Here is a 21971-nt window from a genome sequence, read left to right as displayed (position 1 = left end):
GGTTACCTCGAGTTGGTTGCTTTCGTTGGTTCGAGACGCGTCGTCGGTGGCGTCACACCCGGATCGTCGGTAATGACGGCACGGACACCGTCGACCACCTCAGCAGGTTCGAAGGGATTACCGTCGTACTTGAGCAGACTAGACAGCCGATTGCCGTACGCCCCCAATTCACGCTGTACTAAGCCCCGGAATTGACCGTCGGAGTTCATTTCGACCACGACAGCTTCCTCGACGCTCTCGAGGAAGTCAGCGACCTCAGACTCCGGGAACGGCATCATTTCGCTTACGCCTAGTGCCGAAACGGAGTTATCAGTCTCGTTGAGTCGATCGACGGCTTCGAAGACAGTACTCTGTTGGCTTCCCCACACCAAGATTCCGTAGCGGGCATCTTCAGCCCCGTATCGGGTCTGGTGAGTTCCCGTCTCGTCAAGTACCTCGCGAATTGTTTCCTGTTTTGCTCTCCGTCGGTCTACCTGTTGACGACGATTTTCTGGATCTTCGCTGATGTGACCCGCGGGATTGTGTTCGTTTCCGGTCGTCAGGAATCGGCCACCTTTCTGGCCGGGAAGTGTTCGCGGTACGACGCCATCGTCAGTATCGTACTGAAAGCGGAGATACGAACCCGACGCGTGGTGTGCTGCGTCTTCGATTTCTTCCTCCGTAAGAACTGTACCTGGATCCGGGTCTGGGGCTGATTCCGTGAAGACGCTGTCCGGGACTGTTCGATACTCACCCGAGAGCTTCTGGTCGATGATGACGATCGCGGGGAGCTGGTACTCGTAGGCCAGTTCAAACGCTCGACGCGTCTGTTCGTAACACTCCTCGATCGTTCCCGGTGCGAAGACGATTCGGTTGGAATCGCCCTGGCTGGAGTACAGGACGTGGTCGAGGTCTCCCTGTTCTGGCTTGGTCGGCATCCCGGTCGATGGGCCGCCCCGCATGGCCTCGACAAAGACGACCGGTGTCTCGGTCATTTCGGCCGTTCCGAGTAACTCGGACATGAGTGCGAACCCACCCCCCGAGGAGCCAGACATTGCCTTCACACCTGCGTGGGACGCACCGATCGCCATCCCGGCAGCGGCAATCTCGTCTTCGACCTGTTCGGAAACACCACCGTACTCGGGGAGATGCTGGGATAGAATCGTGAACACTTCCGTCCACGGCGTCATGGGATAGCCAGAGATAAATCGGCAGCCGGCATCAAGCGCACCGTACGCGACGCCGTGCGATCCGGAGAGGAGGACCGGCGCTTCCTCGTGCGTTCCCTCCGGAAGGACGACGTCGTGGTCAATCTCGTGTTCGTCCCGCACTTGATCGTACGCTGCTTCGAGGATCGTCAGATTCGCCTCCAGGGCGTCGCCGCTCATCGAATCTGACATCAACGCTTCGATGGGATCGAGATCCAGCGATATGAGCGCCGCCGTTGCACCGACGCCCGCCGTGTTGCGCATCACCTCACGACCGTGGTCTGTCGCGATGTCCCGAAGGTCGAGCGGATAGACGTGCCAATCGTGTTCTGCAGCGAGGGCTTCGAGTGATGTCTCGAGCACGCTATCGACGTCGTCGATGTCGATCAGCCCTTCGTCGTAGACGATGATGCCCCCATCACGGAGGTCATCGAGGTTTTCTACGAGGGGCTTGACTTCCTCGTTTCCGTAGTAGGCCTCCTCGTCCGGGCTCCGTGCAAACGAATCGCCCAGTGCCAGAAGAAAGTTATACCCGTCCCCTCTGGATCGTACCGGCGTCGCTTTCGATCGAAGCTCAGCGTACGTGTGGCCACCACGTATCCGTGATGGATAGTGACGATGGGTGAATACGTGGAGCCCCGACCGCATCAGTACTTTCGCGAAGTTCTGACTCGTCGAGTCGATGCCGTCCCCGGACCCTCCTGCGAGTCGCCAAATGAGTTCGTTTTCTGTCATGGTGTCTGGTGTCTCATCGTATTCGGGATACGTGGCGGAGTTGTAAGTAGTATCACGGGAATATACTCGCCTCGCTTATACGAGACATCAGAACGAATAGGTCCGGTCTCGTTGGTCGAAATCCCAGACACCTCCCCGGTCATCGTAGAACTTGCGTCCGACGAACGACTCGTCTAGATTCCCGAGGATAGTCTGATACACGTCGTCGACGGACCCGTAGCTTCGTTCGTTGGTGGTCTCCAGCACAGTCCCTACCGTTGTGGGTTCTCCAGTGGGGGGCCTCAGTTCTGCCTCACCGAGTTCGTCGAGGAGGGCATCGTGTGTAATTGGAAAATCGACCTTTTGCTCACACAGCTGTTGGATTTCAATTGGTCCCATATTCAATTGTCGTCCGCCACTCCGATAAACATTGGCACATGTTGGCACCCCCCAACAATTATGATTGACGCTATCGACTATCTATCTGTAATGATCGGGATTCTCAAATCGATGGCGGTGACGATGAAACATGCCTTAGACGGGAAAACGTTCACCGTCGAGTATCCCGAGCAGGCACCTGAAGTCAGTCCTCGGTTCCGGGGAATTCACAAATTTAGTCAAGAACGATGTATCTGGTGTCGGCAATGTGAAAACGTCTGTCCAAACAATACGATTCAGATTGTGATGGACGAACAGCGCAACGGTGAACAATATAATCTGCATGTCGGGCAATGCATCTACTGTCGACTTTGCGAAGAGGTATGTCCAACTGATGCGATCATTCTCACTCAGCAATTTGAATTTACAGGTGATACAAAACACGATTTAGTCTATAACAAGGAGCAGCTGAAAAATGTCCCATGGTATAAAGATTTGCCAGACCCATTAGCATCGAGAGAACCCGACCGTGGGGCCTGGATTGGCGAAGGTGACGGAGAAATTGATTATCAGTAATGGCTTCAGTGAATTCATGGGGGCGATGAGTTTAACTCGTATGGAGTCAGGACACGATACAAAATCAGTAGTCGGACTCCTTCAACGTAGAGTCCTCGGCGGAAGCTCATCTCGTTGTAGCCATTGCCGGTAGCGAGGTTGGGCTAACTGTCCGTATGCCGCAGGCGATCTACGGACCGATCTTCGCACCCCCCAACGCAGGCTAATACCGCCTGCAACTCAGCCATCGGTGACGCCGTTCAGAATGGCGTTCCCTCTTCTGCGGGATCCGACGACGCCTCCTGATCTTTGGGTTCGACCTTGCCGACGAGTACCCGGAACTCCCCGGGTTCCTTCTGACGGTACTGCCAGTGGAATTCTGGTCCTTCCTCGGCGCTGAACTGGTGGTAGAGCGGCTTTGGATCGTGGTCGTTGACGAGGACGAACGCTTCGCCTCGTTCGAGGTCGTCGTACGCCTGGAAGATCAGCTCGTGGCGACGAGCGGGCGGATACTCCCTGACGTCGAGTTCCTGGCTGACTTCGACGTCGAGGTCCTCGTCGGTCCTGGACGCTGCTTCTCCGTCTCCATCGAGCTCTCCGCCGGCGTGATGAGTATGTCCATCGTGATGGGCATCCTCACCGGCACAGGAGTTCGCTTCGGCGTCTTCATCGTCGACGTCAGCACGCTTCGTGATCCGGACGGCGACGCGTCCCGGCTCCTGCTCGACAATCTGCCACTCGAAGGCGTCGCCATATCGCTGCTGGAACTCCTGTTTCAGCGGCCGGGGTTCGTGGGGAGCAACGATCTCCATCGCTTCGCCTTCGGGGATCATTCCGTATCGGTGGTGAATCGACGGGTGTCGCTCGGGTTTGGGAATCTGACGGACGTCGTACCGGGTGATGATGTCATCGTCCGGCGCAGTGGACTCTTCGGTCTTTTCGATAGCGACACGCCACTCACGTCCCCCTTCGTCGAGATACTCCCACTCGAAGGTCTCACCGCGCGTCGATCGGAGCTCGTGGTATAGCGGCTTCGGGTCGTGGTCGTTGACCAGTACGAACCCCTCCCCAGGGGCGAGTTCGTCGAATCCCTCGAGCAGCACCTCGTGGCGGCGCTGTGGCGGCATGACTCGGACGTCGAAGTCCGGGAGCGCGGCGGCAAGGTCGCCTTCCACTGCAATCGCCATCCGAACCTCGTCTGCATCCCTCGTTACGTCCCACGAGAACTGGACATTACGTTCGATTTGGTACCGTAGCAACGTGAAACCGGGCACTTGATCTGCAATCAGATGAAGGGTGTCTCCCGCTTCGACATCGTCGAACAGCTCGTAGAGGCGATCCCGAACGTCCTCACGAGACGCATCCGTCAGGTCAATCTCCGTACGCATACTGTCGACTTTAGTGCCGGGGTGGATAGGCACTGGGGCGAACACTTCCGCCGACACCCCAAAGTGGCCACCTCACAGTTCGTTCCCCGAGTCCAGATCAATAGTCTGACGACTCGCCACGGAGACTCTTTATTGGATGACCCGGCGCGTCCTCAACGGATACTCTCGCGAAATACATAGAGATCGAGTGGCGACCCTGCCCAATCGGAGGGACCGGACTGCGGAGACCTATTGCCCTCGCTTTCGATGTGAGATGGATCTAAATCCGCGGTCTTGATTCGTGGTGTGTCACCTGGCCAATCGTCCGGAACGACTCCCACGAGATCTATTCCATCCATCCCAACCACATGGCGAGCGGATTCAAGGTGGTCATTGGCGAGCACCCAACTGCCCGCTTGCAGGTTCCTCTCTACGATTGCCTCCTCGACGAGCCCCGCATTTCGAAGGATGATCACGTCGGCGCCGCCATCCACAGTATATGCCGTAGCATCGGCCAAGCGGGCCGCGTACCCCGCTGCCGCCAGGTCGTCCATCGCCGCCACGTCGACGTCGACATACGTAACCTCGGCTTCGGGAAACGCGACCGATGGGCTCACGTCGTGACCCGATCCAGGGTGGTACACGACATCGGCGTCGATACCGAACCGGTTGGCGACGGCTCCATACTGGGCAATCCTGTCTGCGAAGGTGACTGGCGACGACCCGGCGTTCATCGACAGCCGGCGGGCGAGACACAGCTCGGCTGGCAGTAGGTAGTCGCGTTCACCCGTCTCAGGGTGGGAGCCATACCCGGCTGTATGAACCGCCAGTGTCGCCTTCCGTACCGGTTCGGTTGCGGCGACGACTTCGGACCAGTCAGAATCTGTTTGATCTCGGGCTCGCTGAATGTACCTCGTCACCGCGTCGCTGGCTGCGTGATAGCGTTCAAGGACATCGTTTGTGATCGCGACGCCTGACTCCTGAGTTACTTCCTGCATCGTCACGTCCGGTTCTGCCGGTGTAGCGTGGTCGTCGTTCGCGAGTGGCTCGTTTGCGTCCTGCCAGCCACTGAGGAACGACTCATACTCTGCAAGTGCCTTCCGCAATCGCTCGGCAGCGAGCCGAAGGTCACTAACGGTAGTCGTCATCTTTCGAGCGTCAAGTCACGGTTGACCGTTCTTACACTCATACCTCGACACGGACGATATGACCACCACAATTGCATTGACAGACGTACTCCCAGTGGACCGCGTCACCGAACGTTTCCTCGAGTGATTCGTAGAGATACGCTGATGGATGCCCGTGTGCCTCGTGAGTGACGAGTTGGACGAGAGACCCCTCGACGGTATTCTCGACCGCTGTAATCGCCTCCTCGACCAGTAGCTCTCGGTTAGCCGCGTGTTCGGGTCGTTCGAGGTCTGCTGCCCACGCGCTCCCGTGGACCTGATCGGTGACCGGTTCGGTCCCGTGGTTCTCGTGATCGCTGACGGTGTCGGCCATTCTCGAAGCTACTACGGCTATGACCATAAACTCACGAACGAACGTACTCGGCACGAACATATCCGAGCGAGAATTTAGGAGACGGCGGCACTAACGGTCTCCCAGGAATGATCGTCGTTTCTAACCGGGTTACCATTCCGGATGAACGGGTAGAAACATTCGAAGAGCGACTCCAAACGAGTTACGGGATTGAGGACAGGCCAGGGTTCCGCGGGATGACAGTCCTCGCACCCGTCGACGCGGAGGGCCACATCACCATGACGTTCTGGGAGACGAGAGAAGACTACGAAGCGTGGCGAGAAAGTACCGCCTTCGAGTCAGCACACCAGGAAGCGTCCGCGGAACATGCCTTCAAGACCGGGAATACCGTCGAGGTTCACGAGGTCGCCGTCGATCGATCGACGACAGAATCACCAGTACACGTCAGTGAGGAGTGACAGTTCCGTGTTACCCATCGTGGAGCGCGTACCCAAACGGTCGTTAGTCGGCAGGGTTCGCCAGTGTGGATGCGTCCCCACCCAATGATCGCTACAAAACCGCGTCGGATCGATTCGACGACATCATCCGACCTATGGACGTGATGAGACGGGGGTGGACGTTCGGAGTCGGGTTCGCAATCCTCGGTGTACTCACCGTCGTCGCCGTCCAAGGAATCGATTCAGTACTACTCGGCGCCATCGTGGGATTTTTTGTCGGGAAGGCGATTCAAAGTCTCTTCCTGACGGTCAAGGGTCCCCGGACCCAATAACAGAGTTCGATCGGTCGGAGCTACGGGATAGACTCGTTATTGCCTCAGACAAGATCCAGAGCAGCAGTAATTTGGGGACGATTGACCATCGATAGCTTGAGTGAAATGGGAGATACAGAAGACGTGGAGCAGTATTCGTATCTGATTCGAACAAGACCGGGTCGGGACGAGTACGTCGTTGCCACAATTCGGAAGTACTACGAGGAGTTACTAATCGACGTCGAGAAAGGCTCACATAGAGGTAAGGACGGTCTCATCATCACGGCTGTTACTGAAATCCCAATCGAGGCGATCGAGCGCATTGGGGAGGTCGAGACAGTGGACCAGCTGCCTGCCGGAACCCAGTAACCCCCCGATCTATCTGACTGTGCGACAGGCCATAGACCCGCAGTGGGCGCTGAATGCTCTCCGATAAACTAAGTGGATCTCTACGACGGTCACTGCTACTCGGAACAAATTCGTGTGAATCGTTACCATCATTCGACGTCGTCTAGTAAAACGATATGGACTCAATTGCCACCGTATCGGTCACCGATACTGTCTTCGAGTGCGACAACTGTGAGAACACGATCATCACCGTCTTGGAAGGAACCCCTGGGGTCGATGGAGTGACCATTGAGACGGATAATCGGGCCTTGGCGATCGAGTACGATCCCGAGACTACTAACGACGAAGAGTTACACGAAATCGTCGAGACGTGGGGATACGCACCCGAGTAATTTCGCCCTTCCACTATTCGGATCCCGAAATCCGACGCATGACGGTAATGACGTAGCCGCCACAAGTACACCGGCGATGTCCGGTTACGGCGACGTCGGGAACTTTTGATCGCAAGGGATCGAGGAGGTAGTCCATGGGATCGCCGTGACACTCGTGGGTCACGAGGTCAACAGGGATGCCGGGGCGAGTCTCTTCGATAGCATCGATGGCCTCCGCGACGACAAGACGGCTATCATTCGCGTGTCGATCAGATTCGAGATCGGCAGCCCACGGTCGATCGTGTTCGCGGATGGTAACCGGTTCACGCCCGTCTTCTGGGTCTACCGACATCAGTATGACCTCACCCCTGGATGGGATGGAAGTGCGGTCAACTCGGCTGGAATCGCTCGAGACATCCACATAGTCGTCGATAGCACCGAAACCTCGTGATGGTTGGTTCGAACATATACGCTGGGCTCACGGTTTACATTGCTCAAGGTGTCTCAATCACTGTGTTCCGTACCTTAATGAACGGTGACATGCCCAATACAACAGCCTCGTTTCGCCGCGAGTCGGGAGGTTCGATGACCAGTACATCGATCGATACCCAGACCTTCGTCGCTCAAACGATGTGAAGCTCGTAGCCGTCGTCGACGAGTCCAGCAACGTCCGGGGCGTGTTCAGTCCCTTGGATCTCGAAACCCTCGGCCTCGACGGCGTCAGCGACCCCTTTGAACGTCGCACAGTGATCGCAGACGCCAGCAATCAGCCCCAGTTCTTTGGCGTCCTCGTATGCTCGAACCGCCGGTTCCGGATGATCCTCGATTCCGTCGAACCAATAGGTCGCCGCGCCGTCGAAGTACACGGCAACCTGGTGACCCGCCTCGTCGAGCTGACGTGCGTAGGTAAGTGGATTGGCGAATTTTCCCGGCGTCTCCGGTGAGGACAAGAGCAGGAAGGCGTGTTTTGCCATAGACGCATCAATGTTGGATGGCCAATTCCGTGGGTGTGGAGGCGAACATATCCAGTCGATCGCTACCTCCACGAGTCGCTGGTCGGAAACATTCGGACCAAAGCTCTTCCTCCGTACACGCCAACCACCAGTCGTATGCGCGATACAGCCTCATCTCGCTCGATTGGGAGACGAACAGAGAGGTCGCCGAGGTGGTCGCTGTGACCGCGACGAACTTCGACGCCGAACGGGCCTACGACGACCAGAAGTTCAACGCCGTGGAGGTCTTCAAAAGCGACCGAATGAAGGTTGTCTGTGGGTACTTCGAGCCCGGTCAATTCATCCCCGTTCACGCTCCATCGAGCGACGTCGCGATTCACGTTCACTCGGGGACTGGACGCGTCCGCAGCGGCGACGACGAACACGCCATCGAACCCGGCGATGTGGTCGTCGTCGAAGCCGACACCGACCGCGGGATCAAGGCTGACGAGGATGGTCGGCTCGAAGCATTCCTGGTTACTGCTCCGCCGCCGACGGACACCGAACACGACCCCGTTCGCGAGGGGATCAAACGAGGAGAATTCGACCCAAAGAGCGCGTGACAATGGTTGAGATCGAATCCATCGGGATCTGGACGGAGCGCCCCACGCGAACGTCTTTCCCGACGCCGAACCGAAGACGATCAGATTGACGCTGGATGCGGGCGAAGCGGTAGCGGCCCACGACCACCCGGAGCGCGAGATTGTCCTCTATCTGATCGAGGGAGCGATCGAACTCACCCTGGACGACGAGGAGTACGACCTGACTGCGGGCGACATCGTTCGTTTCGACGGGCGCCGGGAAGTCTCTCCACGGGCAATCGAACCGAGCGTCGCACTGATCCTCCTCGCTGAACGGTCGAGCGACTGATCGCGATCGTTGATTTCGACTGCATCGATGTGTGCGACCGGCCAGAAGGCCCGGTTATGTCTGGTGGATGCGAAGGTACGTGGTGTACTCGGTTCTGAGCAGTCCGGTTCGATCTTTCGTGATTGCAATCAATTCGTGGGGCGTCTGTTCAGCCAGCTGTGGATACTCCGTTTGAGCACGTTTGTCAGTACTCTTCACGACGAGGACCGATCCGTCGTCGAGGTCTTCGAGCGCTTTTTGAACGCGTACGATACCACTCGCGCAACCGCGACCGCGATTGTCTACGACCATGTCGGGAGCGATGTCCGGGTCCCTCGTCGCATCCGTGACTTCAGTCATCGGTAGACACCTCGCTGTCAGTCTCCACCCGCGACGCTCCGAGCTCCTCGAGGTCACACACACCCTCAATGGGTGAACAGGCCCGCCACATGGGGCACAGTTTGAAGATAACGACGAGTACGCCGATGAATCCGGCCTTCGCGAGAATCGCGAGGCCGATCGTCGACGTAACGTACACCGAGACGTTCAGGCCGATCGCGTCGACTGCTTGATACGCTCCGGTAAGGAAGATCGTCGGAATGACGAAGCGGACGGCCCACCGGAAGCGTTCCAGTTGCTCGGCGGCAGCGGCGACGACGTCGACACGCGGGCGCTCCTGTCCCGACGGGACCGCCACGAAAATGTTCCAGACGGCTCCGCCGATCCAGACGGCAAAGGCGAGCAGATGGAGCATCCGAACCACAGTACCAGCCGGTTCGAGACCACGCATCGCGACTTCGGCAATAGCCGTCGCGAGCAGTGTGAGCAGGCCGAACGTCAGCGCGAGCAGCCCCGCTCGACTTCTGAACTGGGATTCGACCGTCCGATCCGCGAGGATGGTCCAGGCGACGATTCCAACTGTCGTCAAGCCGAGCATGGCGAGGGAAGCAGCTTCGACGGTCGTTCCAAATCGCTCGACGTACCGCCAGAGTACGACGCTCCCCGCGAGAACTGTGACGATCACCGCGAGGCTAGCGATACGATCGAACCGCTCGTACATCGCTGCACAGTACTCGCGAGCGCCGGTCCCGAGGTCCGCCGGACGAACGAACAGATGCTTCCAGAGCAGTCCGCCGACGAGCGTCCCTAGTGCAACGAGAAACGCCCACGTCGCGACGGCAGAGACGATGCCACTGTCGCTGACCAACGTGGTAGAGACCCAACTGCCGAGCAACGATGCAGCTACGATGATCGTGAGTGCGACCTTCGGTAGGAGGTATCGGTCGAAGAGTGCCTCCGTGGTGGGACTGGGCGCGGACTGAGTAGGGTTTGACATCGTGGGGCCGCCTCGTGTGTGACATTAGGCCTACCGAAACTAAACCTGCGTCCGGATATATTCGACACAGATCCGGCACAACATCCCAAGACCGATTTCAAACGATTCGATCCGGAGACGCTTCGAGTTCCCACCAAGCGAATACGTCCGTGCCGAAGTTTTCCTGTACGGGGTGTGAAGACACATATATGGAGGGAGAAGCTGGAACGGCGACGACTTCAATCAGTTGGCGGCGTCATCCGGATGTCGACGATCGGAAACCGGTCGTTCGAACGGTGCCCTATGCCGAGTTCGTACTCGAACACCCTGACTTGGATCCGACGACACTTAACGCAGAATTCTTTCCCGACGCAGTTCCGTATACCGAAGGATCGAGAGATCGAGTCTTCTACTGGCGGCCTGCCCTCCGTGACTCGTCGCCGCCAGCGACCGACTGGTCGTTCGCGTATGCGACCACGCACGATCTCGTTGGTCGTTCCGAAACCACTGTCGGAATTCGCGGTCTTACGACGGAACTAGCCACTGGCGTCGCGATCGTGGTCGACGGGACAGCGGGTAGCGATGCGAGTATGGCACACGTTCGAGATTACGAAGCTCCCAATATCCGTATCGTCGATGTGACTCCCGACTCGATCCGTCTCGCGGTGGACGGTGACGACGTTGAGGTGGCAGCAAGTGGCCGACGGCGAATAGAACTGTCACCGCGCGCTGTAGAGCTGATCGGAGAAGACGAACCCGAGGAGATCACGCCCGAACTGGCGGTCCGCTATCCCGGCCGCCGCGAAATACACCATCCGGCGACGAACGCTTCTGATCGGTTGTTCCCCTCGTTCGACATCGATCTGACGTCGCTGTCGAACCCACTCGCTGTCCCCATCCGGAATGGAGAGCTCGATCACGCCGCTCTCGCTACCGATCTGGGCGTCAGTCTTGAAGAGCGTTCGTATCCCGAGCGGGTCCTCTGGCAGGCGTTTGCGTATACGGCCTTCGACCCACGTCGAGAGTCAGTCCCGGATATCGGTCGGACCGATGACGATCACCTCGTCGTCACCGCTCGTTGAGCGACGCGATAGAACCGAATTCTGCAAGAGTCTGGTCGTTCCCTCAGGCGTTTTCAATACGGACGTGCCACTTTCTCGGACCACGCTGCTCAGTTTCGTACTCGAATCCGCGCTCTGTCAGGACCTCATACAGCGGTTCGGGTTCGAAACTGTTGACGAGCAATAGCGTCTCTCCCTCCGAGAGTTCACCAAGTGCGGTCATAATCGGATCGAACGGCTGACCGTCTATCTCTCGGACATCGAGGACTTCGTCCGCGTCAGTGTGTATGTCGGCACTCATAGAACCATATTCACGACCTGTCGTCCAATACACATCCCCGACTATGTTCGGACGGACTCGCTACGCGATGCGACAGCCATCGTAGTCCTGTCTCGTCTGGGGGCAGCGATCGATGCAGGGATGGTCGACCAAGTCACGCAATCGCTTGATAGCCTCAGGAGGAAGCGTATAGCCGATCCCATAGGACTGGTCCTCGTTGAGGTCTGCGGAGAGTTCCTCTTCGAAAAAATTCTCGACGACGCAGAGTCGCCACGCGAGTTCTCGGGCGACCTCCCGACCCTTATCGGTCAGCTTCACGCCGGTGTATTTCTTCACGGTCACTAACCCTGCGTCTTCTAGCTTCGAACCCATCTCCGTGACGCTCGCTCCGCTAACGCCCAGACGTGCCGCAATCTCACCGGGCGCCACTTGGTCGGCGTCCTCGGACAGCCAATCGATTGCCAACAGATACTGGCCCGTACGCCGACCGACACTCGCCCCGACAGGGCCGGTGGCTGACGAGGTAATTTCGGTTGCCATACGTTTCCATCGGCCCTCCGACGATGAAGTCTCTCTCCCGAATTAGTTCACGCGAAGTCATACCGTCTCCCCGAAGACGTCCGAATAGACGTGACCATCAAGGCCCAGGCCGATGAGGAGCTTTGTATGGAGATCACGACGAAACGGATCTACGACGACCCTGACAACGATGGAGCGCGGGTGCTCGTCGACCGGCTTTGGCCTCGAGGCGTTTCGAAGGAGGAGGCGCAACTCGATGCGTGGATCAAGGAGGTTGCGCCATCCGACGAGCTCCGGACGTGGTACGATCACGACCCTGATCGATGGACGGAGTTTAAGGAGCGGTACGTCTCGGAGCTCAAGGAGAAGGACGACGCCGTCGGACGTGTTCTCGATGTCGCCAAGGACGACCAGCTGACGTTGCTGTACGCTGCTACTGACCGGGAACGGAACAATGCCGTCGTCCTGCGTGAGTACCTCGAATCACAGATAGATTGACCGAGGGGATGTTCACGTTTTCGAGGACCGATTGTTAGACCCTGTATTCATGGACATCTCACGACCGCTGGTGGCTCGTACTCCGGCAATGTTCGGCTTTCCCCTCAAGGACCTACGGATATGATCATCACGTAGATCTGAGATGTCCAACGCGACCATCGATCCCCAGCGACCGGTAGGAGAACTTGCCCGTGAGGTACCGGCCTATACCCGTGTTTTCGAGGCAGCGGATATCGATTACTGTTGTGGCGGGGACGCCTCCCTCGAGATAGCGTGTAAACAGGCTGGAGTCAATCTGGACGATGTGCGCGAAGAGCTCGCCGACATCCAGACGGACGACGCTCAGGCGGCTGACTGGGACAACCTCGCGGAACTGGTCGACGACGTCATCGAAACCCACCATCAGTACCTGCGCGAGGAACTACCGGCACTGGAGGGCCTCGTCAGAAAGATCGCTCGCGTTCACGGAGAGAACCATCCCGAACTGGAGGCACTCCAAACAGCGTATCTCGACCTCGCGCCAACGATGAAGGAACACATTCGGGAGGAAGAAGAGGAGGTCTTCCCGATCATCGAGAAGCTCGACCGTGGGGAGTCGCTCTCCGAAGGGGAACGCCGACGACTCCGGGAGGAAATCGAGGAGATGAAGGCGGACCACGAGGATACGGCGGAACTGCTAGAGCGCATCGCGGAACTGACGGACGGGTATACCATCCCAGCCGACGCATGTCCGAGCTACGAGAGTATGATCGAGCGTCTCGATGCTCTCGAGCGAGACACGCACGAACACGTCCACAAGGAGAACAACGTCCTCTTCGTCGAAGCGGAGACGAAACTATCGGACGGTGTAGAATCTCGAAATTCCTGATCGTCATCTCTCCTGGATGGATCTATTCGGATTCCGTACCGAGATGGATCGGACACGGGTTGCTATGGCTCCTGACTCTGCCGGAAGTGTCCCGTCTCGAACGAGGGCGACGCAGAGCAGTAGCACCGGCGGGCCGGCGCAATTAGCTTATTGTGATCGGCCTCGTCGGCAACGCTCGTGAACCGAGCTGGTGGCGTCAGTCGCTGGACGCATGCGTTTGCCGTCGCCAGCGCTCTCGGGATGGTCGGCCTCCAGACGACGTATCTGCTCGATTGGCCAATTCGATCGATCGGGTTGTTTGGGCTGCTGGGGGCCGTCCTGCCGATGACCTTCGGTATGGCGTACCTGTTGCTCCCGGCGTACGTCGGAACGACCCTCGCAACACCCCGGCTTCCCGGCGTCCACCTCGTCATCTCGTACGCCGGCGCTGCCGTACTCGTGGCCGGACAGCTGACGACCCTTCCCCGACCACTCGTCACAGCTGGTGCTAGCCTCTGGAGTCTCGGTGTCGCTTGTTTCCTGGCCGTACTGGGTGCGACAATCGTTCCTGTCCTTCGGGCGGATCCGAGCGTGGTGATCCGCAGCAGGGACCGCCCGCAACGTTCGACGCGTGCCGCCACCGCGACAGTCCCGTTCGCGATTCTATACCTAGCTATCGGTACCATCGCACTCCTCGCGAGGGCGTCAAGCATTCCGGTGATTCCCGCCACATCTATTCCCGGCGTCGTGCACTTCTACGCTGTTGGCTTCGCGGCACTGTTGATCATCAGCCTGGGCACGCGACTCCTCGTCGGTTTCTTCCACGTCGTCCCGCCACGGCCACTCACGTGGGGTGCCCTCGGTGGAGGTGTCGTCGCTCCCGCCCTCATCGCCGGTAGCTTCTGGAGGGGGCCACTGTTCCAGGTGGGTGCCGTCGTTCTATCGTTCAGCGTGATATGCTATCTCGGGATGGTGGCTATCGTCGCAGTTCGGACTGACCGCCGACGCGTTGGTCTCCTCGGCGTCCTGGCAGGCGCTTTCGCAGGGGCTGGGGGTGTATTCGTCGCCGCGACGGTTGCAATCAGTGGGGAGGACGCCTGGCTGCTCGAAGCACACGTCCCACTCGTACTCGACGGGTTTCTCCTGTTGACGATCATCGGCTATGCATACGAGTTCTTCCCGATCGGAACGGGCCAGTTCACTGGTGCGAGCGACCGTATCGGTCTCGCGACACTCGTCACACTCGGGTTCGGAGTCGTACTGCGAGCGGTAGAACCACTACTCGGCGCACCGGTGGTAGGAGACGTCGGTGCCACGCTCGGTATCGTGGGCACGAGTATCTACGCTTACGTACTGACGAGACGACTCGTTGGTATCCACGCCGGCTGAGCGGGAGTGACCGGTTTCCTCAACCGTCCATATAAGTCTGACAACTACTACTGTACAGGTTATTATAGCGTCCCAACTATCTCTGGAACCAGTGACGGTGAATCAGAATGCCTAACCCATCCGAGCATAAGCGTACTGTTCGTCGTGCGTTCACGAAACAGGCTGCTGCATACGCGGAGAACGCGTCGGTAACTGATCCAGAGTGGATTGCCCGATTAGTCGAAGCAACTGGAGTTGACTCGAGTGATCGCGTGCTCGAAGTTGCCACCGGTCCCGGCCACGTAGCATTCAGCTTCGGTGATCACTGTGCAGAGGTGGTTGGATTAGATCTAACAAAAGCCCCACTCGAGATCGCTCAAGAGAAGAAGCGAGATAGCGAAACAGAGAACGTCGCCTTCATCAGGGGTGATGCTGAGGCTATTCCGTGTCCTGCTAACTCGTTTGACGTTGTTGTTTGCCGTTTGGCGCTCCATCACGTCGAGCATCCCGACTATGTCGTTCAGGAGATGGCTCGTGTCTGTCGACCGAATGGAACTCTCGCCGTCGGAGATCTGGTTGTCAGCGAACATTCGGACCGGGCTGAATACCACAATACATTCGAGCGTCTCCGCGATCCCTCACACGTCCGGGCCCTTTCGATTAGTGAATTGATACACGTATTTACTGAACAGAGAATAGAAATAGATCATCTACGGACGGACTCAGTGGTACAAAACGTCGAGAGCTGGTTATCCAACGCACAGACGCCCGAACCGCGGGCTACGGAAGCCAGAGAAATGATTCGGAAGGATGCCGAGGAAGACCTAAGTGGGACTCAACCATTCTGGCACGACGACGAACTTTATTTCAGACAGCTAAACGGTATCGTCGCAGGCCACCTGTTGGAGTGAAGTCAATCACAAAAAAAGCCTCGTTGAGATTACTGGTAAGTGGTCCACATCCAAGATATTCAGTATAAGTGACGGACGAACTACATGAACCTTGCCTCTGAATGAAGCGGGATGTTAGCTCTGATGAGCGGTACAATTTGCTGTACACTTTCGAGTACTCCCGGGCAAGTACGAGTCTCGGTCGAGTGCATCGATGTAGTCCGAGGAATCTTCGTGCCACTCACCGTGGGTCCTCCGACGTGGTGTCGGTCGACGAGCCCCGTGACACGTCAGGAACGAGTACACCCACGAGCCCGTTCGGACTGTGGGTTCGAATCACGGAACCCATGTTCCAGCTGAACACAAGAATGCCAGCAACGATCAAGAGACCGCCAACCCCTGCGAGGAGTGACGAGAGAGTCGTCCAATCCGCGACAATGAGCGCGAGGCCGCCGATCGTGAACAGACCGAGGTCGAGGGCTGCCAGCCTGTCGTCGTAGAGGTCGTCGATCATCGGCACGGCCTCGTAGCCGAGGCGATCGCTGTAGTGGTGCACCCAGACGATGAAGGGAACGATATGGTAGATCGTTCCGAGGACGACGAAGCCGATTACGCCGAGTCCGAGCAGGTGTGTGGCTCCCGGGGCGCCGAATCGGGTTGTCGGCGCGACCGGATCGACGATCCATACCGGAACAGTCGCGAGGACCCACGCAGCCATCGCCGCTGCCGCGACAGTGTACCGTGAGAGCATCGGCGTCCACGGGACCTGGGTTTCGTAGAGACGACGGGCAAGGACGACGCTCATACACCCGATTCCACCGAGAATCAGGAGCGCCCCCACGCGGGCGAGCGCAACGTGACCGACCAGCCGACCGGTCGCCAGAGCGACCACGCCGATCGGGTAGAATACCTCCTCGAAGCCCTGGAGGTACGTGTCGATTCCGTGGAGGTCAGTCTGGGTGAACATCGTTCCCAACTGATAGAGCGCACCGAGGACCGTCGTCAGAACGGCGCCGTAAATAGCAAGCGTGGCGTGGGCCGAGACGACATCGACGCGTGAAAGTCCAACTGGGACGAACAGCGGTCGAACGAAATCGACCGCAAGTGCCACGCCGAGAAGCGTGAGCGCCACGAAGAACGCGAGTGCGAACGCAAAGTGTCGTTCGGTCACGTCGTACCGACCGTCGATGGTGACCAGCGTCCGGGCGATGTTGTAGACGAACACCCAGAAACCGATGGCCATCAAGGTACCGAAGACCGGCGTGAGCCGAAGCCAGCCGCCGGTCAGTGCGACCGCAAAACCAACCAGTCCGATACCGACAATCCACAGTTGGACGGTCGCGAGCCGGCGACTGTGGAGCGTGACGCCGGACCAAACGGGCACGAACTGGGTCATCGCACCCATAATCGTGATACAGACCCACCCCGCCAGCAGCAGGTGAATGTGAGCGAGCGGGAGGAGCCCCGATCCTATTCCGAAGGCGTTTGCTAGGCCGGCAACTCCCCCGAGAAACAAGAACCCGATAGCCACGACGAAGTGTCGTAACGGGACGGTCATCGGGGGCTGCTTCTCCGTCTCCAGGTTCCCAGGAACGACACTCATCGTCTACGCTTTCGTGATGGACCTGTGAGTCGATGCCTCCGAATATATTCAGTCACAGCTGCGTATCGGCGGTCGTACGGACCAACGCCATCCGTCGCTTCGCTAGCGGCGAGCATCCTACTGGTCGTCGCCTGCTATCGCTGTATACGTCGCCGTTGCGTTCGAGAGATGGTGTCGCATTCGATCACTCCCTCATATACTCGCGTGCGATCGTCTCGGCCTCCGAGAGATCCTCGGTAATACCGAGTTGCCGGTTGTCAGTACCCTGGACCCGAACCAGAAACCGCCAGCCTTCGAACGAATTGGGTTTTTGGATGTCGTTGATGTAGATGGTCCGATCGCCGTCCGAATACGCGATCCGAGTGTAGTCGCGCTCGATGAACGAATCACGATACTGCTGTTTGTGTCGAAGTTGCCATCCTTTGGGGAGCGTTTTCGTCACTGCCATGTTGAATCATTGGTTGGGTGGGGAGGTCAGTGTCGATGCGAAAATGTTCATGCTACTGCCCCCGATGTGGGTACCGTTACCCCCGCCTTCGTCTCAGAACGGTGCCTGAGGACCGCGGCTGGTCCCCTCCTCCTTCATCGCGCGCTCCATCGGGTTTGAGCCGACTTCACGGGCTTCGGTCGGTTCGGCTTCGGGGTCGCCCTCCTCAAGGAACGTCGTTTCGAGTTCTGCGAGTTGTTCGTTGATCGCTTCGCTCTGGTGGTGCATCGGCGCCGCCCGGACGCGAACGAGGTCGTACTCGTGACGATCAGACAGGCCGTTCCAGGCCCTGAACGATCCGATTGTCAGCGTGTGCGTCTGCGGACAAAATGGCGTCGTGGGGGTGAATTCAGCCCGCAAGACGCTATCGATGTCGTCGGCGTCGATGGCGTCGTCAACATCGGGTGATTCCACCGCATACCGATACCCTGCGCCGGGATGGCGCGTATCGAGGTTCAACCGTGCGAGGTTATAGTTGAACGTCATGTCGTATACCTTCCGCTCCTCAAAGAGTTCACGCGTCAATCTGTGGAAGATGACGTGGTCCAACCCAGCCAGGATATTGTGTTCGTCGAGAAACGGCCCTGGCATCGGGACGTTATCGGAGACGAACTCATCGTAGGGATCGAAGAGCTCGTCGTCCTCGCCGCCGAACGGAGATGGGAACCCAGGCATAGGTAATCGTACGGTCCCGGGGAGCGTGGTTGGTTCTCCGAATATATTCAAGCGAGTATGGATTCGGACAGGAAATGGGGAGTCACTTAGTCTTCGTTTCCAGAGAAATTGAGCCGGTCGAAAGATCCCTGCTGACGACCGCTACGAAACGTGAACTCTGACGACGTGTCCCCCGCAACCACACTGTTCTATGTATTCCCACTCCACGTCGTCACCACCTTCGCTCTCTAATACGTCGTAGAGGTAGCCCTCTGGATGACCGTGGTTGGCGTGTGTGACGAGGTTCACGTGGTTGCCGGGGGCGGTGTGTTCGATCGCCGAAAGGGCCTGGTCGACCACCAGTTGCCTATCGTCGGCGTGTTCCGGTTTCTCGAGGTTCGCTGACCACGAGTTGTCGTGAATTCGGTCAGTGACGGGCTGTGCGTCGTGGTCGTGGTCGTGGTCGTCGTGGGTACTAGACATAGTTTCCATTCCGATATACGGGGGCAAATGCGATAAATACCAGGCCGATTCCCACGTATCAATACCAGGACGTGATCTTCCCTCGTCCATCGGACCTCCTGAATAGATTCGGGTTAAGGTGTTTGCCTATCTCGCCCTGACGAGCAGTTATGCCAGAGATTGCTTCGTACGTGGAGGAAGTCGGAGCACCAACTGACCGACCGACTGAAACCATCGATGCCAGAGAGCTACCGCCGCCACAACCACTGAAGAACACGCTCGAACGGCTTGCTGACCTCGACGACGAGGTGGTACTCGTCCAGCGGAACGACCGCGCACCCCAGCACCTCTATCCGCAACTGGACGACCGGGGCTACACGTACGAGACGATCGAAGGCGACGAGCAGGTCGTCACCGTTATCTGGCGATAGTAGCGTTTGTTCAGAGGAATCTCCTCGGGATCGATTTTGGTCGCACAGTCACTCGCACATGTTCGGAGATGCTTTTAATAGCTAACCGATTTTAGGTTTACCTAAAATGGTGTGTGCTTCACTGACCCTGACGATCCCGAAGCGAACTTGGATTGGTACCGTCTCACGAAACCATCCTTCAGCAGAATTTCGTGTTCGATCTGCTCAGTCTGCCGACGCCGTCGGCGTTGGATTCGTCGAGCTACTGGCAGAGAAGCCAACGGAGATTATCGAATCGATCCGGTCGTTCGACCCTGTACACACTGTGGAGGTGTTCCACCAAGAGCCGAATCGAGCTCTCCTCCAGATCGAGGCGGACAAACCGATTCTCTTGGACGTTCTCGACAAAGCGGGCGTCCCAGTGGAGATGCCCTTCGAAATCCAGAACGGCCAGGTCGAATGGAAACTGACCACGACGCGAAACAGGTTATCGACGCTTGGGTCGGCGCTGGATGAGTCGGAGGTCGGATACGTCGTCGAGCACATCCACGCCAAGCCTGAGTTCGATCGAATCCTGACCAACAAGCAGCAACGACTGATCGAAGCTGCCTTGAGACGGGGATACTACGACTCCCCACGACAGTGTACGCAGGAGGACCTCGCAGCGTCACTGGACATGGCGAAGTCGACGTGTTCAGAGATTCTGCACCGCGCCGAGGAACGAATTGTCAAGTCGTTCGAGCGCGGAACCGAATCAGACCGTACTGCGCCCCGACAGACCGCCTAACGGCCACCTCACAGACATCTGCTTTTCTGACCCGTGCTGGCAGCAGATGTACTCCTCGTGAGGAACTCACACAGAGTATGTTCGGGCCGGCATTTTTCACCCGACGGCTCGAAGTGAATCTCGATGGTTTCCCAAGGAGACACTGCACCGACGTTCACTGCAACGCTCGGCACGAGCGACCACGAACCGTTCAACTTCGAAGATCACATCGGTACTGATCCAGTCGTTCTCGCCTTCTTCCCTGGGGCGTTCACACCTCCGTGTACGAACGAGATGGTCGCGCTCCAGGAGCGAATCGATGAGTTCGGGGAGGGTGGCGCAACTGTCTTCGGCGTGAGCGCCGACTCCCCGTTCTCTCAGGGTGCGTTCCGCGAGGAACACGGGATCGAATTCGACCTCGTCAGCGACATGGCCGGCGACGCCATCCGGGCATACGATCTCGAAATCAACATCGAGCCGCTCGGGCTCTACGACGTCGCAAATCGGGCGGTGTTCGTCGTCGACGAGGACAGGACGATTACCTACGATTGGGTTGCCGACGATCCGACGAACGAACCCGACTACGACGAACTGACCGAGGCTGTAAGAGCCGCGTAGTGTTCGGATGAATCTGGACAAATTCTGATTTCCACTCACGGTTACAGTCCTCAGAAATGGACTCACAAATTCTCGAGTACCTATGTCTGATCAAGGTCACCGAGTAGGTCGTTCATATGCTAGACGCCGACTGCAATCCGGACGGGCGAATTCGAAAATCGATGGTTTCCTATTCGGCAAATAAGGTATCCCAGCAGATATGAGTGAACGCGTAGACCATCGATAAAAAGCGGTGAAATCGATATACAGGCCACTTTTCTCTCCAAATCGAGAAACGAGTTCATAGACAAATGGGACCGATAACAGTCACCGCAGTCATCGATTTTGTGACAGTCGTCTTCGTGCTCGCGACGATGCTTTCGATGGGGCTTGCGTTGACGACCGACGAGATCCTCATATCACTCGGACAACGGTGGCTGCTGGCGAAATCACTGCTCGTGAATCTCGTCCTCGTTCCGCTGCTGGCGTTCGCATTCGTCCTTGCTGTTCCGATGGAGACCGGTCACGTCGTCGGACTCCTGTTGATCGCCATGGCCCCGGGAGCACCCTTTGGTCCGAAACTAGCCGAGATCTCGAACAGCGACGTCGCGTTCGCGAGCGGGCTGATGGCTGCTCTGGGTGTCGTCTCCGTCGCGACGATACCGATTACGGTGGCACTCCTCATGCCCGGCGATGTCTCAGCTGACCCGCTCGGAATCGCCCGAATCGTTGTCGTGACGCAGCTGATCCCTCTGATCGGTGGCCTCGGCGTCAAGGCGCGCTTTCAGTCAATTGCAACGCGATTGCATCCACCGATCCAGGGACTCTCAACCGTCTTGCTCGTTCTCCTGATTATCCTCTTGACGCTCGTCTATGCCGGCGAAATGCGCCAACTCGTCGGTACCGGGACACTGTTCATCTCGGTCGCTGTCGTCGGCGCTGCGTTACTCCTCGGATACGCCCTCGGTGGACCAGGTAAAGGCACGCGGGAAGTCCTCGCCACGACGACTGCCGCGCGAAACGTTGCCATCGCGTTGCTCATCGCCACGACGAGTTTCCGCGACCCAGGCGTGCTCACCATCATCGTTGCGTTCGGACTCCTCAGTCTCGTCATCTCGGGCCCAGTTGCGAGTTTCTGGGGCCGACCCGGCGAAGCGTGACCCACTACAGCAGTGGTACCTATCCGTCGAAGGAACCCTGTGATCCAAGCGACGGTGCGAACGTAC

The 21971-nt window shown here is 58.0% G+C and carries 30 protein-coding genes; 15 read left to right on the top strand and 15 right to left on the bottom strand.

Translation table 11 applies throughout. The annotated features are described in order from the left end of the window. Window positions 1-2: 2 nt before the first annotated feature. Both C480_RS18875 and C480_RS18870 read right to left on the bottom strand, forming a co-directional pair. The gene (locus tag C480_RS18875) at window positions 3-1922 is read right to left on the bottom strand and encodes a 2-oxoacid:acceptor oxidoreductase subunit alpha (RefSeq protein ID WP_006667239.1); all 1920 of its coding nucleotides are present in this window, start codon (window positions 1920-1922) and stop codon (window positions 3-5) included. An 87-nt stretch (window positions 1923-2009) separates the two neighbouring features. Then, on the bottom strand, window positions 2010-2300 hold the full coding sequence (locus tag C480_RS18870; RefSeq protein WP_006667238.1) for a DUF5789 family protein: 291 nt from the start codon (window positions 2298-2300) through the stop codon (window positions 2010-2012). Between the two features lie 90 nt (window positions 2301-2390). Here C480_RS18870 and C480_RS18865 point away from each other — a divergent pair, with 90 nt between their 5' ends. After that, entirely contained in the window at window positions 2391-2855 is a 465-nt protein-coding gene (locus C480_RS18865) for a NuoI/complex I 23 kDa subunit family protein (RefSeq protein WP_006667237.1), read from the top strand. Between the two features lie 239 nt (window positions 2856-3094). Here the strand turns inward: C480_RS18865 and C480_RS18860 are convergent, their stop codons facing one another. The 3 genes from C480_RS18860 to C480_RS18850 all read right to left on the bottom strand — a co-directional run bounded on the left by C480_RS18860 (window position 3095) and on the right by C480_RS18850 (window position 5701). Continuing rightward, window positions 3095-4222 (bottom strand): DUF2249 domain-containing protein, encoded by a 1128-nt coding sequence (locus C480_RS18860; RefSeq protein ID WP_006667236.1) that lies wholly within the window; start codon window positions 4220-4222, stop codon window positions 3095-3097. 152 nt (window positions 4223-4374) lie between these two features. Beyond that, a complete protein-coding gene (locus tag C480_RS18855; RefSeq protein ID WP_152424103.1) occupies window positions 4375-5307 on the bottom strand; it encodes a hypothetical protein in 933 nt (310 codons plus the stop codon). A 79-nt stretch (window positions 5308-5386) separates the two neighbouring features. Beyond that, window positions 5387-5701, bottom strand: a complete 315-nt coding sequence (locus C480_RS18850) for a CGCGG family putative rSAM-modified RiPP protein (RefSeq protein ID WP_006667234.1) — start codon at window positions 5699-5701, stop codon at window positions 5387-5389. A gap of 107 nt (window positions 5702-5808) precedes the next feature. Here C480_RS18850 and C480_RS18845 point away from each other — a divergent pair, with 107 nt between their 5' ends. The 3 genes from C480_RS18845 to C480_RS18835 all read left to right on the top strand — a co-directional run bounded on the left by C480_RS18845 (window position 5809) and on the right by C480_RS18835 (window position 7168). Then, window positions 5809-6138, top strand: coding sequence for an antibiotic biosynthesis monooxygenase family protein (locus tag C480_RS18845; RefSeq protein ID WP_006667233.1), 330 nt, complete (start codon window positions 5809-5811; stop codon window positions 6136-6138). A 407-nt stretch (window positions 6139-6545) separates the two neighbouring features. Then, entirely contained in the window at window positions 6546-6797 is a 252-nt protein-coding gene (locus tag C480_RS18840) for a hypothetical protein (RefSeq protein WP_152424102.1), read from the top strand. A gap of 155 nt (window positions 6798-6952) precedes the next feature. Then, window positions 6953-7168: a heavy-metal-associated domain-containing protein gene (locus tag C480_RS18835; protein WP_006667231.1), complete on the top strand. Its 216-nt coding sequence runs from the start codon at window positions 6953-6955 to the stop codon at window positions 7166-7168. Window positions 7169-7181: 13 nt separating this feature from the next. Here the strand turns inward: C480_RS18835 and C480_RS18830 are convergent, their stop codons facing one another. Together C480_RS18830 and C480_RS18825 are read right to left on the bottom strand one after the other, a co-directional pair. Then, window positions 7182-7499 (bottom strand): CGCGG family putative rSAM-modified RiPP protein, encoded by a 318-nt coding sequence (locus tag C480_RS18830; protein ID WP_006667230.1) that lies wholly within the window; start codon window positions 7497-7499, stop codon window positions 7182-7184. Between the two features lie 271 nt (window positions 7500-7770). Beyond that, window positions 7771-8121, bottom strand: coding sequence for a DsrE family protein (locus tag C480_RS18825; RefSeq protein WP_006667229.1), 351 nt, complete (start codon window positions 8119-8121; stop codon window positions 7771-7773). A 200-nt stretch (window positions 8122-8321) separates the two neighbouring features. On the opposite strand from C480_RS18825, the gene C480_RS18820 reads away from it, so the two are divergent. Both C480_RS18820 and C480_RS18815 read left to right on the top strand, forming a co-directional pair. Next, window positions 8322-8702 carry a cupin domain-containing protein gene (locus C480_RS18820; RefSeq protein WP_049904004.1) on the top strand — a complete coding sequence of 127 codons (381 nt, stop codon included), beginning with the start codon at window positions 8322-8324 and terminating at the stop codon, window positions 8700-8702. 85 nt (window positions 8703-8787) lie between these two features. Continuing rightward, the gene (locus C480_RS18815; RefSeq protein ID WP_006667227.1) at window positions 8788-9009 is read left to right on the top strand and encodes a cupin domain-containing protein; all 222 of its coding nucleotides are present in this window, start codon (window positions 8788-8790) and stop codon (window positions 9007-9009) included. A gap of 54 nt (window positions 9010-9063) precedes the next feature. On the opposite strand, the gene C480_RS18810 is transcribed toward C480_RS18815, so the two are convergent. Both C480_RS18810 and C480_RS18805 read right to left on the bottom strand, forming a co-directional pair. After that, the gene (locus tag C480_RS18810; RefSeq protein WP_006667226.1) at window positions 9064-9348 is read right to left on the bottom strand and encodes a sulfurtransferase TusA family protein; all 285 of its coding nucleotides are present in this window, start codon (window positions 9346-9348) and stop codon (window positions 9064-9066) included. Continuing rightward, entirely contained in the window at window positions 9341-10324 is a 984-nt protein-coding gene (locus tag C480_RS18805; protein WP_006667225.1) for a hypothetical protein, read from the bottom strand. Before C480_RS18805 ends, C480_RS18810 begins: the two co-directional genes overlap by 8 nt. Window positions 10325-10893: 569 nt before the next feature. On the opposite strand from C480_RS18805, the gene C480_RS23225 reads away from it, so the two are divergent. Then, the gene (locus C480_RS23225; RefSeq protein WP_152424101.1) at window positions 10894-11385 is read left to right on the top strand and encodes a hypothetical protein; all 492 of its coding nucleotides are present in this window, start codon (window positions 10894-10896) and stop codon (window positions 11383-11385) included. 43 nt (window positions 11386-11428) lie between these two features. Here C480_RS23225 and C480_RS18795 read toward each other — a convergent pair whose 3' ends face one another. Both C480_RS18795 and C480_RS18790 read right to left on the bottom strand, forming a co-directional pair. Beyond that, window positions 11429-11665: a DUF2249 domain-containing protein gene (locus C480_RS18795; protein WP_006667223.1), complete on the bottom strand. Its 237-nt coding sequence runs from the start codon at window positions 11663-11665 to the stop codon at window positions 11429-11431. A 60-nt stretch (window positions 11666-11725) separates the two neighbouring features. Beyond that, window positions 11726-12184, bottom strand: a complete 459-nt coding sequence (locus tag C480_RS18790; RefSeq protein ID WP_006667222.1) for a metal-dependent transcriptional regulator — start codon at window positions 12182-12184, stop codon at window positions 11726-11728. 90 nt (window positions 12185-12274) lie between these two features. Between C480_RS18790 and C480_RS18785 the strand changes: the two genes are divergently transcribed. The 4 genes from C480_RS18785 (at window position 12275) to C480_RS22485 (ending at window position 15787) form a co-directional block, all read left to right on the top strand. Continuing rightward, window positions 12275-12661, top strand: coding sequence for a DUF488 domain-containing protein (locus tag C480_RS18785; protein ID WP_206537321.1), 387 nt, complete (start codon window positions 12275-12277; stop codon window positions 12659-12661). Window positions 12662-12803: 142 nt separating this feature from the next. Then, a complete protein-coding gene (ric, locus tag C480_RS18780) occupies window positions 12804-13529 on the top strand; it encodes an iron-sulfur cluster repair di-iron protein (protein WP_006667220.1) in 726 nt (241 codons plus the stop codon). A gap of 177 nt (window positions 13530-13706) precedes the next feature. Further along, on the top strand, window positions 13707-14897 hold the full coding sequence (locus C480_RS18775; RefSeq protein ID WP_152424100.1) for a hypothetical protein: 1191 nt from the start codon (window positions 13707-13709) through the stop codon (window positions 14895-14897). Between the two features lie 107 nt (window positions 14898-15004). After that, entirely contained in the window at window positions 15005-15787 is a 783-nt protein-coding gene (locus C480_RS22485) for a class I SAM-dependent methyltransferase (protein WP_083873416.1), read from the top strand. Between the two features lie 220 nt (window positions 15788-16007). Here C480_RS22485 and C480_RS18765 read toward each other — a convergent pair whose 3' ends face one another. From C480_RS18765 to C480_RS18750, 4 genes are all read right to left on the bottom strand, one after another. Then, on the bottom strand, window positions 16008-17369 hold the full coding sequence (locus tag C480_RS18765) for a heme-copper oxidase family protein (protein WP_006667217.1): 1362 nt from the start codon (window positions 17367-17369) through the stop codon (window positions 16008-16010). A gap of 184 nt (window positions 17370-17553) precedes the next feature. Further along, entirely contained in the window at window positions 17554-17817 is a 264-nt protein-coding gene (locus C480_RS18760; protein ID WP_006667216.1) for a hypothetical protein, read from the bottom strand. A gap of 93 nt (window positions 17818-17910) precedes the next feature. Next, window positions 17911-18531, bottom strand: a complete 621-nt coding sequence (locus tag C480_RS18755) for a hypothetical protein (RefSeq protein ID WP_006667215.1) — start codon at window positions 18529-18531, stop codon at window positions 17911-17913. Window positions 18532-18672: 141 nt separating this feature from the next. Next, complete coding sequence (locus tag C480_RS18750; RefSeq protein ID WP_049904002.1) at window positions 18673-18993, bottom strand: CGCGG family putative rSAM-modified RiPP protein; 321 nt, start codon at window positions 18991-18993, stop codon at window positions 18673-18675. A 149-nt stretch (window positions 18994-19142) separates the two neighbouring features. On the opposite strand from C480_RS18750, the gene C480_RS18745 reads away from it, so the two are divergent. The 4 genes from C480_RS18745 to C480_RS18730 all read left to right on the top strand — a co-directional run bounded on the left by C480_RS18745 (window position 19143) and on the right by C480_RS18730 (window position 21905). After that, window positions 19143-19403 carry a DUF2249 domain-containing protein gene (locus tag C480_RS18745; RefSeq protein ID WP_006667213.1) on the top strand — a complete coding sequence of 87 codons (261 nt, stop codon included), beginning with the start codon at window positions 19143-19145 and terminating at the stop codon, window positions 19401-19403. A 304-nt stretch (window positions 19404-19707) separates the two neighbouring features. After that, on the top strand, window positions 19708-20169 hold the full coding sequence (locus tag C480_RS18740) for a helix-turn-helix domain-containing protein (RefSeq protein ID WP_161607023.1): 462 nt from the start codon (window positions 19708-19710) through the stop codon (window positions 20167-20169). A 123-nt stretch (window positions 20170-20292) separates the two neighbouring features. Continuing rightward, entirely contained in the window at window positions 20293-20766 is a 474-nt protein-coding gene (locus C480_RS18735; protein WP_006667211.1) for a redoxin domain-containing protein, read from the top strand. Window positions 20767-21056: 290 nt separating this feature from the next. Further along, the gene (locus C480_RS18730) at window positions 21057-21905 is read left to right on the top strand and encodes a bile acid:sodium symporter family protein (protein WP_006667210.1); all 849 of its coding nucleotides are present in this window, start codon (window positions 21057-21059) and stop codon (window positions 21903-21905) included. Window positions 21906-21971 lie beyond the last annotated feature (66 nt).

Source organism: Natrialba aegyptia DSM 13077, from assembly GCF_000337535.1.
GTDB lineage: Archaea > Halobacteriota > Halobacteria > Halobacteriales > Natrialbaceae > Natrialba > Natrialba aegyptia.
This window is presented reverse-complemented; position numbering and strand designations above follow the sequence as displayed.

Excerpts from the sequence above, each read along its gene's own strand:
- C480_RS18860 (WP_006667236.1), bottom strand. The coding sequence starts at position 4,222 with ATGCGTACGGAGATTGACCTGACGGATGCGTCTCGTGAGGACGTTCGG.
- ric (WP_006667220.1), top strand. The coding sequence starts at position 12,804 with ATGTCCAACGCGACCATCGATCCCCAGCGACCGGTAGGAGAACTTGCC.
- C480_RS18830 (WP_006667230.1), bottom strand. The coding sequence starts at position 7,499 with ATGTCGGTAGACCCAGAAGACGGGCGTGAACCGGTTACCATCCGCGAA.
- C480_RS18760 (WP_006667216.1), bottom strand. The coding sequence starts at position 17,817 with ATGGCAGTGACGAAAACGCTCCCCAAAGGATGGCAACTTCGACACAAA.
- C480_RS18750 (WP_049904002.1), bottom strand. The coding sequence starts at position 18,993 with ATGTCTAGTACCCACGACGACCACGACCACGACCACGACGCACAGCCC.
- C480_RS18730 (WP_006667210.1), top strand. The coding sequence starts at position 21,057 with ATGGGACCGATAACAGTCACCGCAGTCATCGATTTTGTGACAGTCGTC.
- C480_RS18805 (WP_006667225.1), bottom strand. The coding sequence starts at position 10,324 with ATGTCAAACCCTACTCAGTCCGCGCCCAGTCCCACCACGGAGGCACTC.
- C480_RS18795 (WP_006667223.1), bottom strand. The coding sequence starts at position 11,665 with ATGAGTGCCGACATACACACTGACGCGGACGAAGTCCTCGATGTCCGA.
- C480_RS22485 (WP_083873416.1), top strand. The coding sequence starts at position 15,005 with ATGCCTAACCCATCCGAGCATAAGCGTACTGTTCGTCGTGCGTTCACG.
- C480_RS18745 (WP_006667213.1), top strand. The coding sequence starts at position 19,143 with ATGCCAGAGATTGCTTCGTACGTGGAGGAAGTCGGAGCACCAACTGAC.
- C480_RS18850 (WP_006667234.1), bottom strand. The coding sequence starts at position 5,701 with ATGGCCGACACCGTCAGCGATCACGAGAACCACGGGACCGAACCGGTC.
- C480_RS18870 (WP_006667238.1), bottom strand. The coding sequence starts at position 2,300 with ATGGGACCAATTGAAATCCAACAGCTGTGTGAGCAAAAGGTCGATTTT.
- C480_RS18735 (WP_006667211.1), top strand. The coding sequence starts at position 20,293 with ATGGTTTCCCAAGGAGACACTGCACCGACGTTCACTGCAACGCTCGGC.
- C480_RS18765 (WP_006667217.1), bottom strand. The coding sequence starts at position 17,369 with ATGAGTGTCGTTCCTGGGAACCTGGAGACGGAGAAGCAGCCCCCGATG.
- C480_RS18865 (WP_006667237.1), top strand. The coding sequence starts at position 2,391 with ATGATCGGGATTCTCAAATCGATGGCGGTGACGATGAAACATGCCTTA.
- C480_RS18845 (WP_006667233.1), top strand. The coding sequence starts at position 5,809 with ATGATCGTCGTTTCTAACCGGGTTACCATTCCGGATGAACGGGTAGAA.
- C480_RS18835 (WP_006667231.1), top strand. The coding sequence starts at position 6,953 with ATGGACTCAATTGCCACCGTATCGGTCACCGATACTGTCTTCGAGTGC.
- C480_RS18875 (WP_006667239.1), bottom strand. The coding sequence starts at position 1,922 with ATGACAGAAAACGAACTCATTTGGCGACTCGCAGGAGGGTCCGGGGAC.
- C480_RS18825 (WP_006667229.1), bottom strand. The coding sequence starts at position 8,121 with ATGGCAAAACACGCCTTCCTGCTCTTGTCCTCACCGGAGACGCCGGGA.
- C480_RS18755 (WP_006667215.1), bottom strand. The coding sequence starts at position 18,531 with ATGCCTGGGTTCCCATCTCCGTTCGGCGGCGAGGACGACGAGCTCTTC.
- C480_RS23225 (WP_152424101.1), top strand. The coding sequence starts at position 10,894 with ATGGCACACGTTCGAGATTACGAAGCTCCCAATATCCGTATCGTCGAT.
- C480_RS18810 (WP_006667226.1), bottom strand. The coding sequence starts at position 9,348 with ATGACTGAAGTCACGGATGCGACGAGGGACCCGGACATCGCTCCCGAC.
- C480_RS18790 (WP_006667222.1), bottom strand. The coding sequence starts at position 12,184 with ATGGCAACCGAAATTACCTCGTCAGCCACCGGCCCTGTCGGGGCGAGT.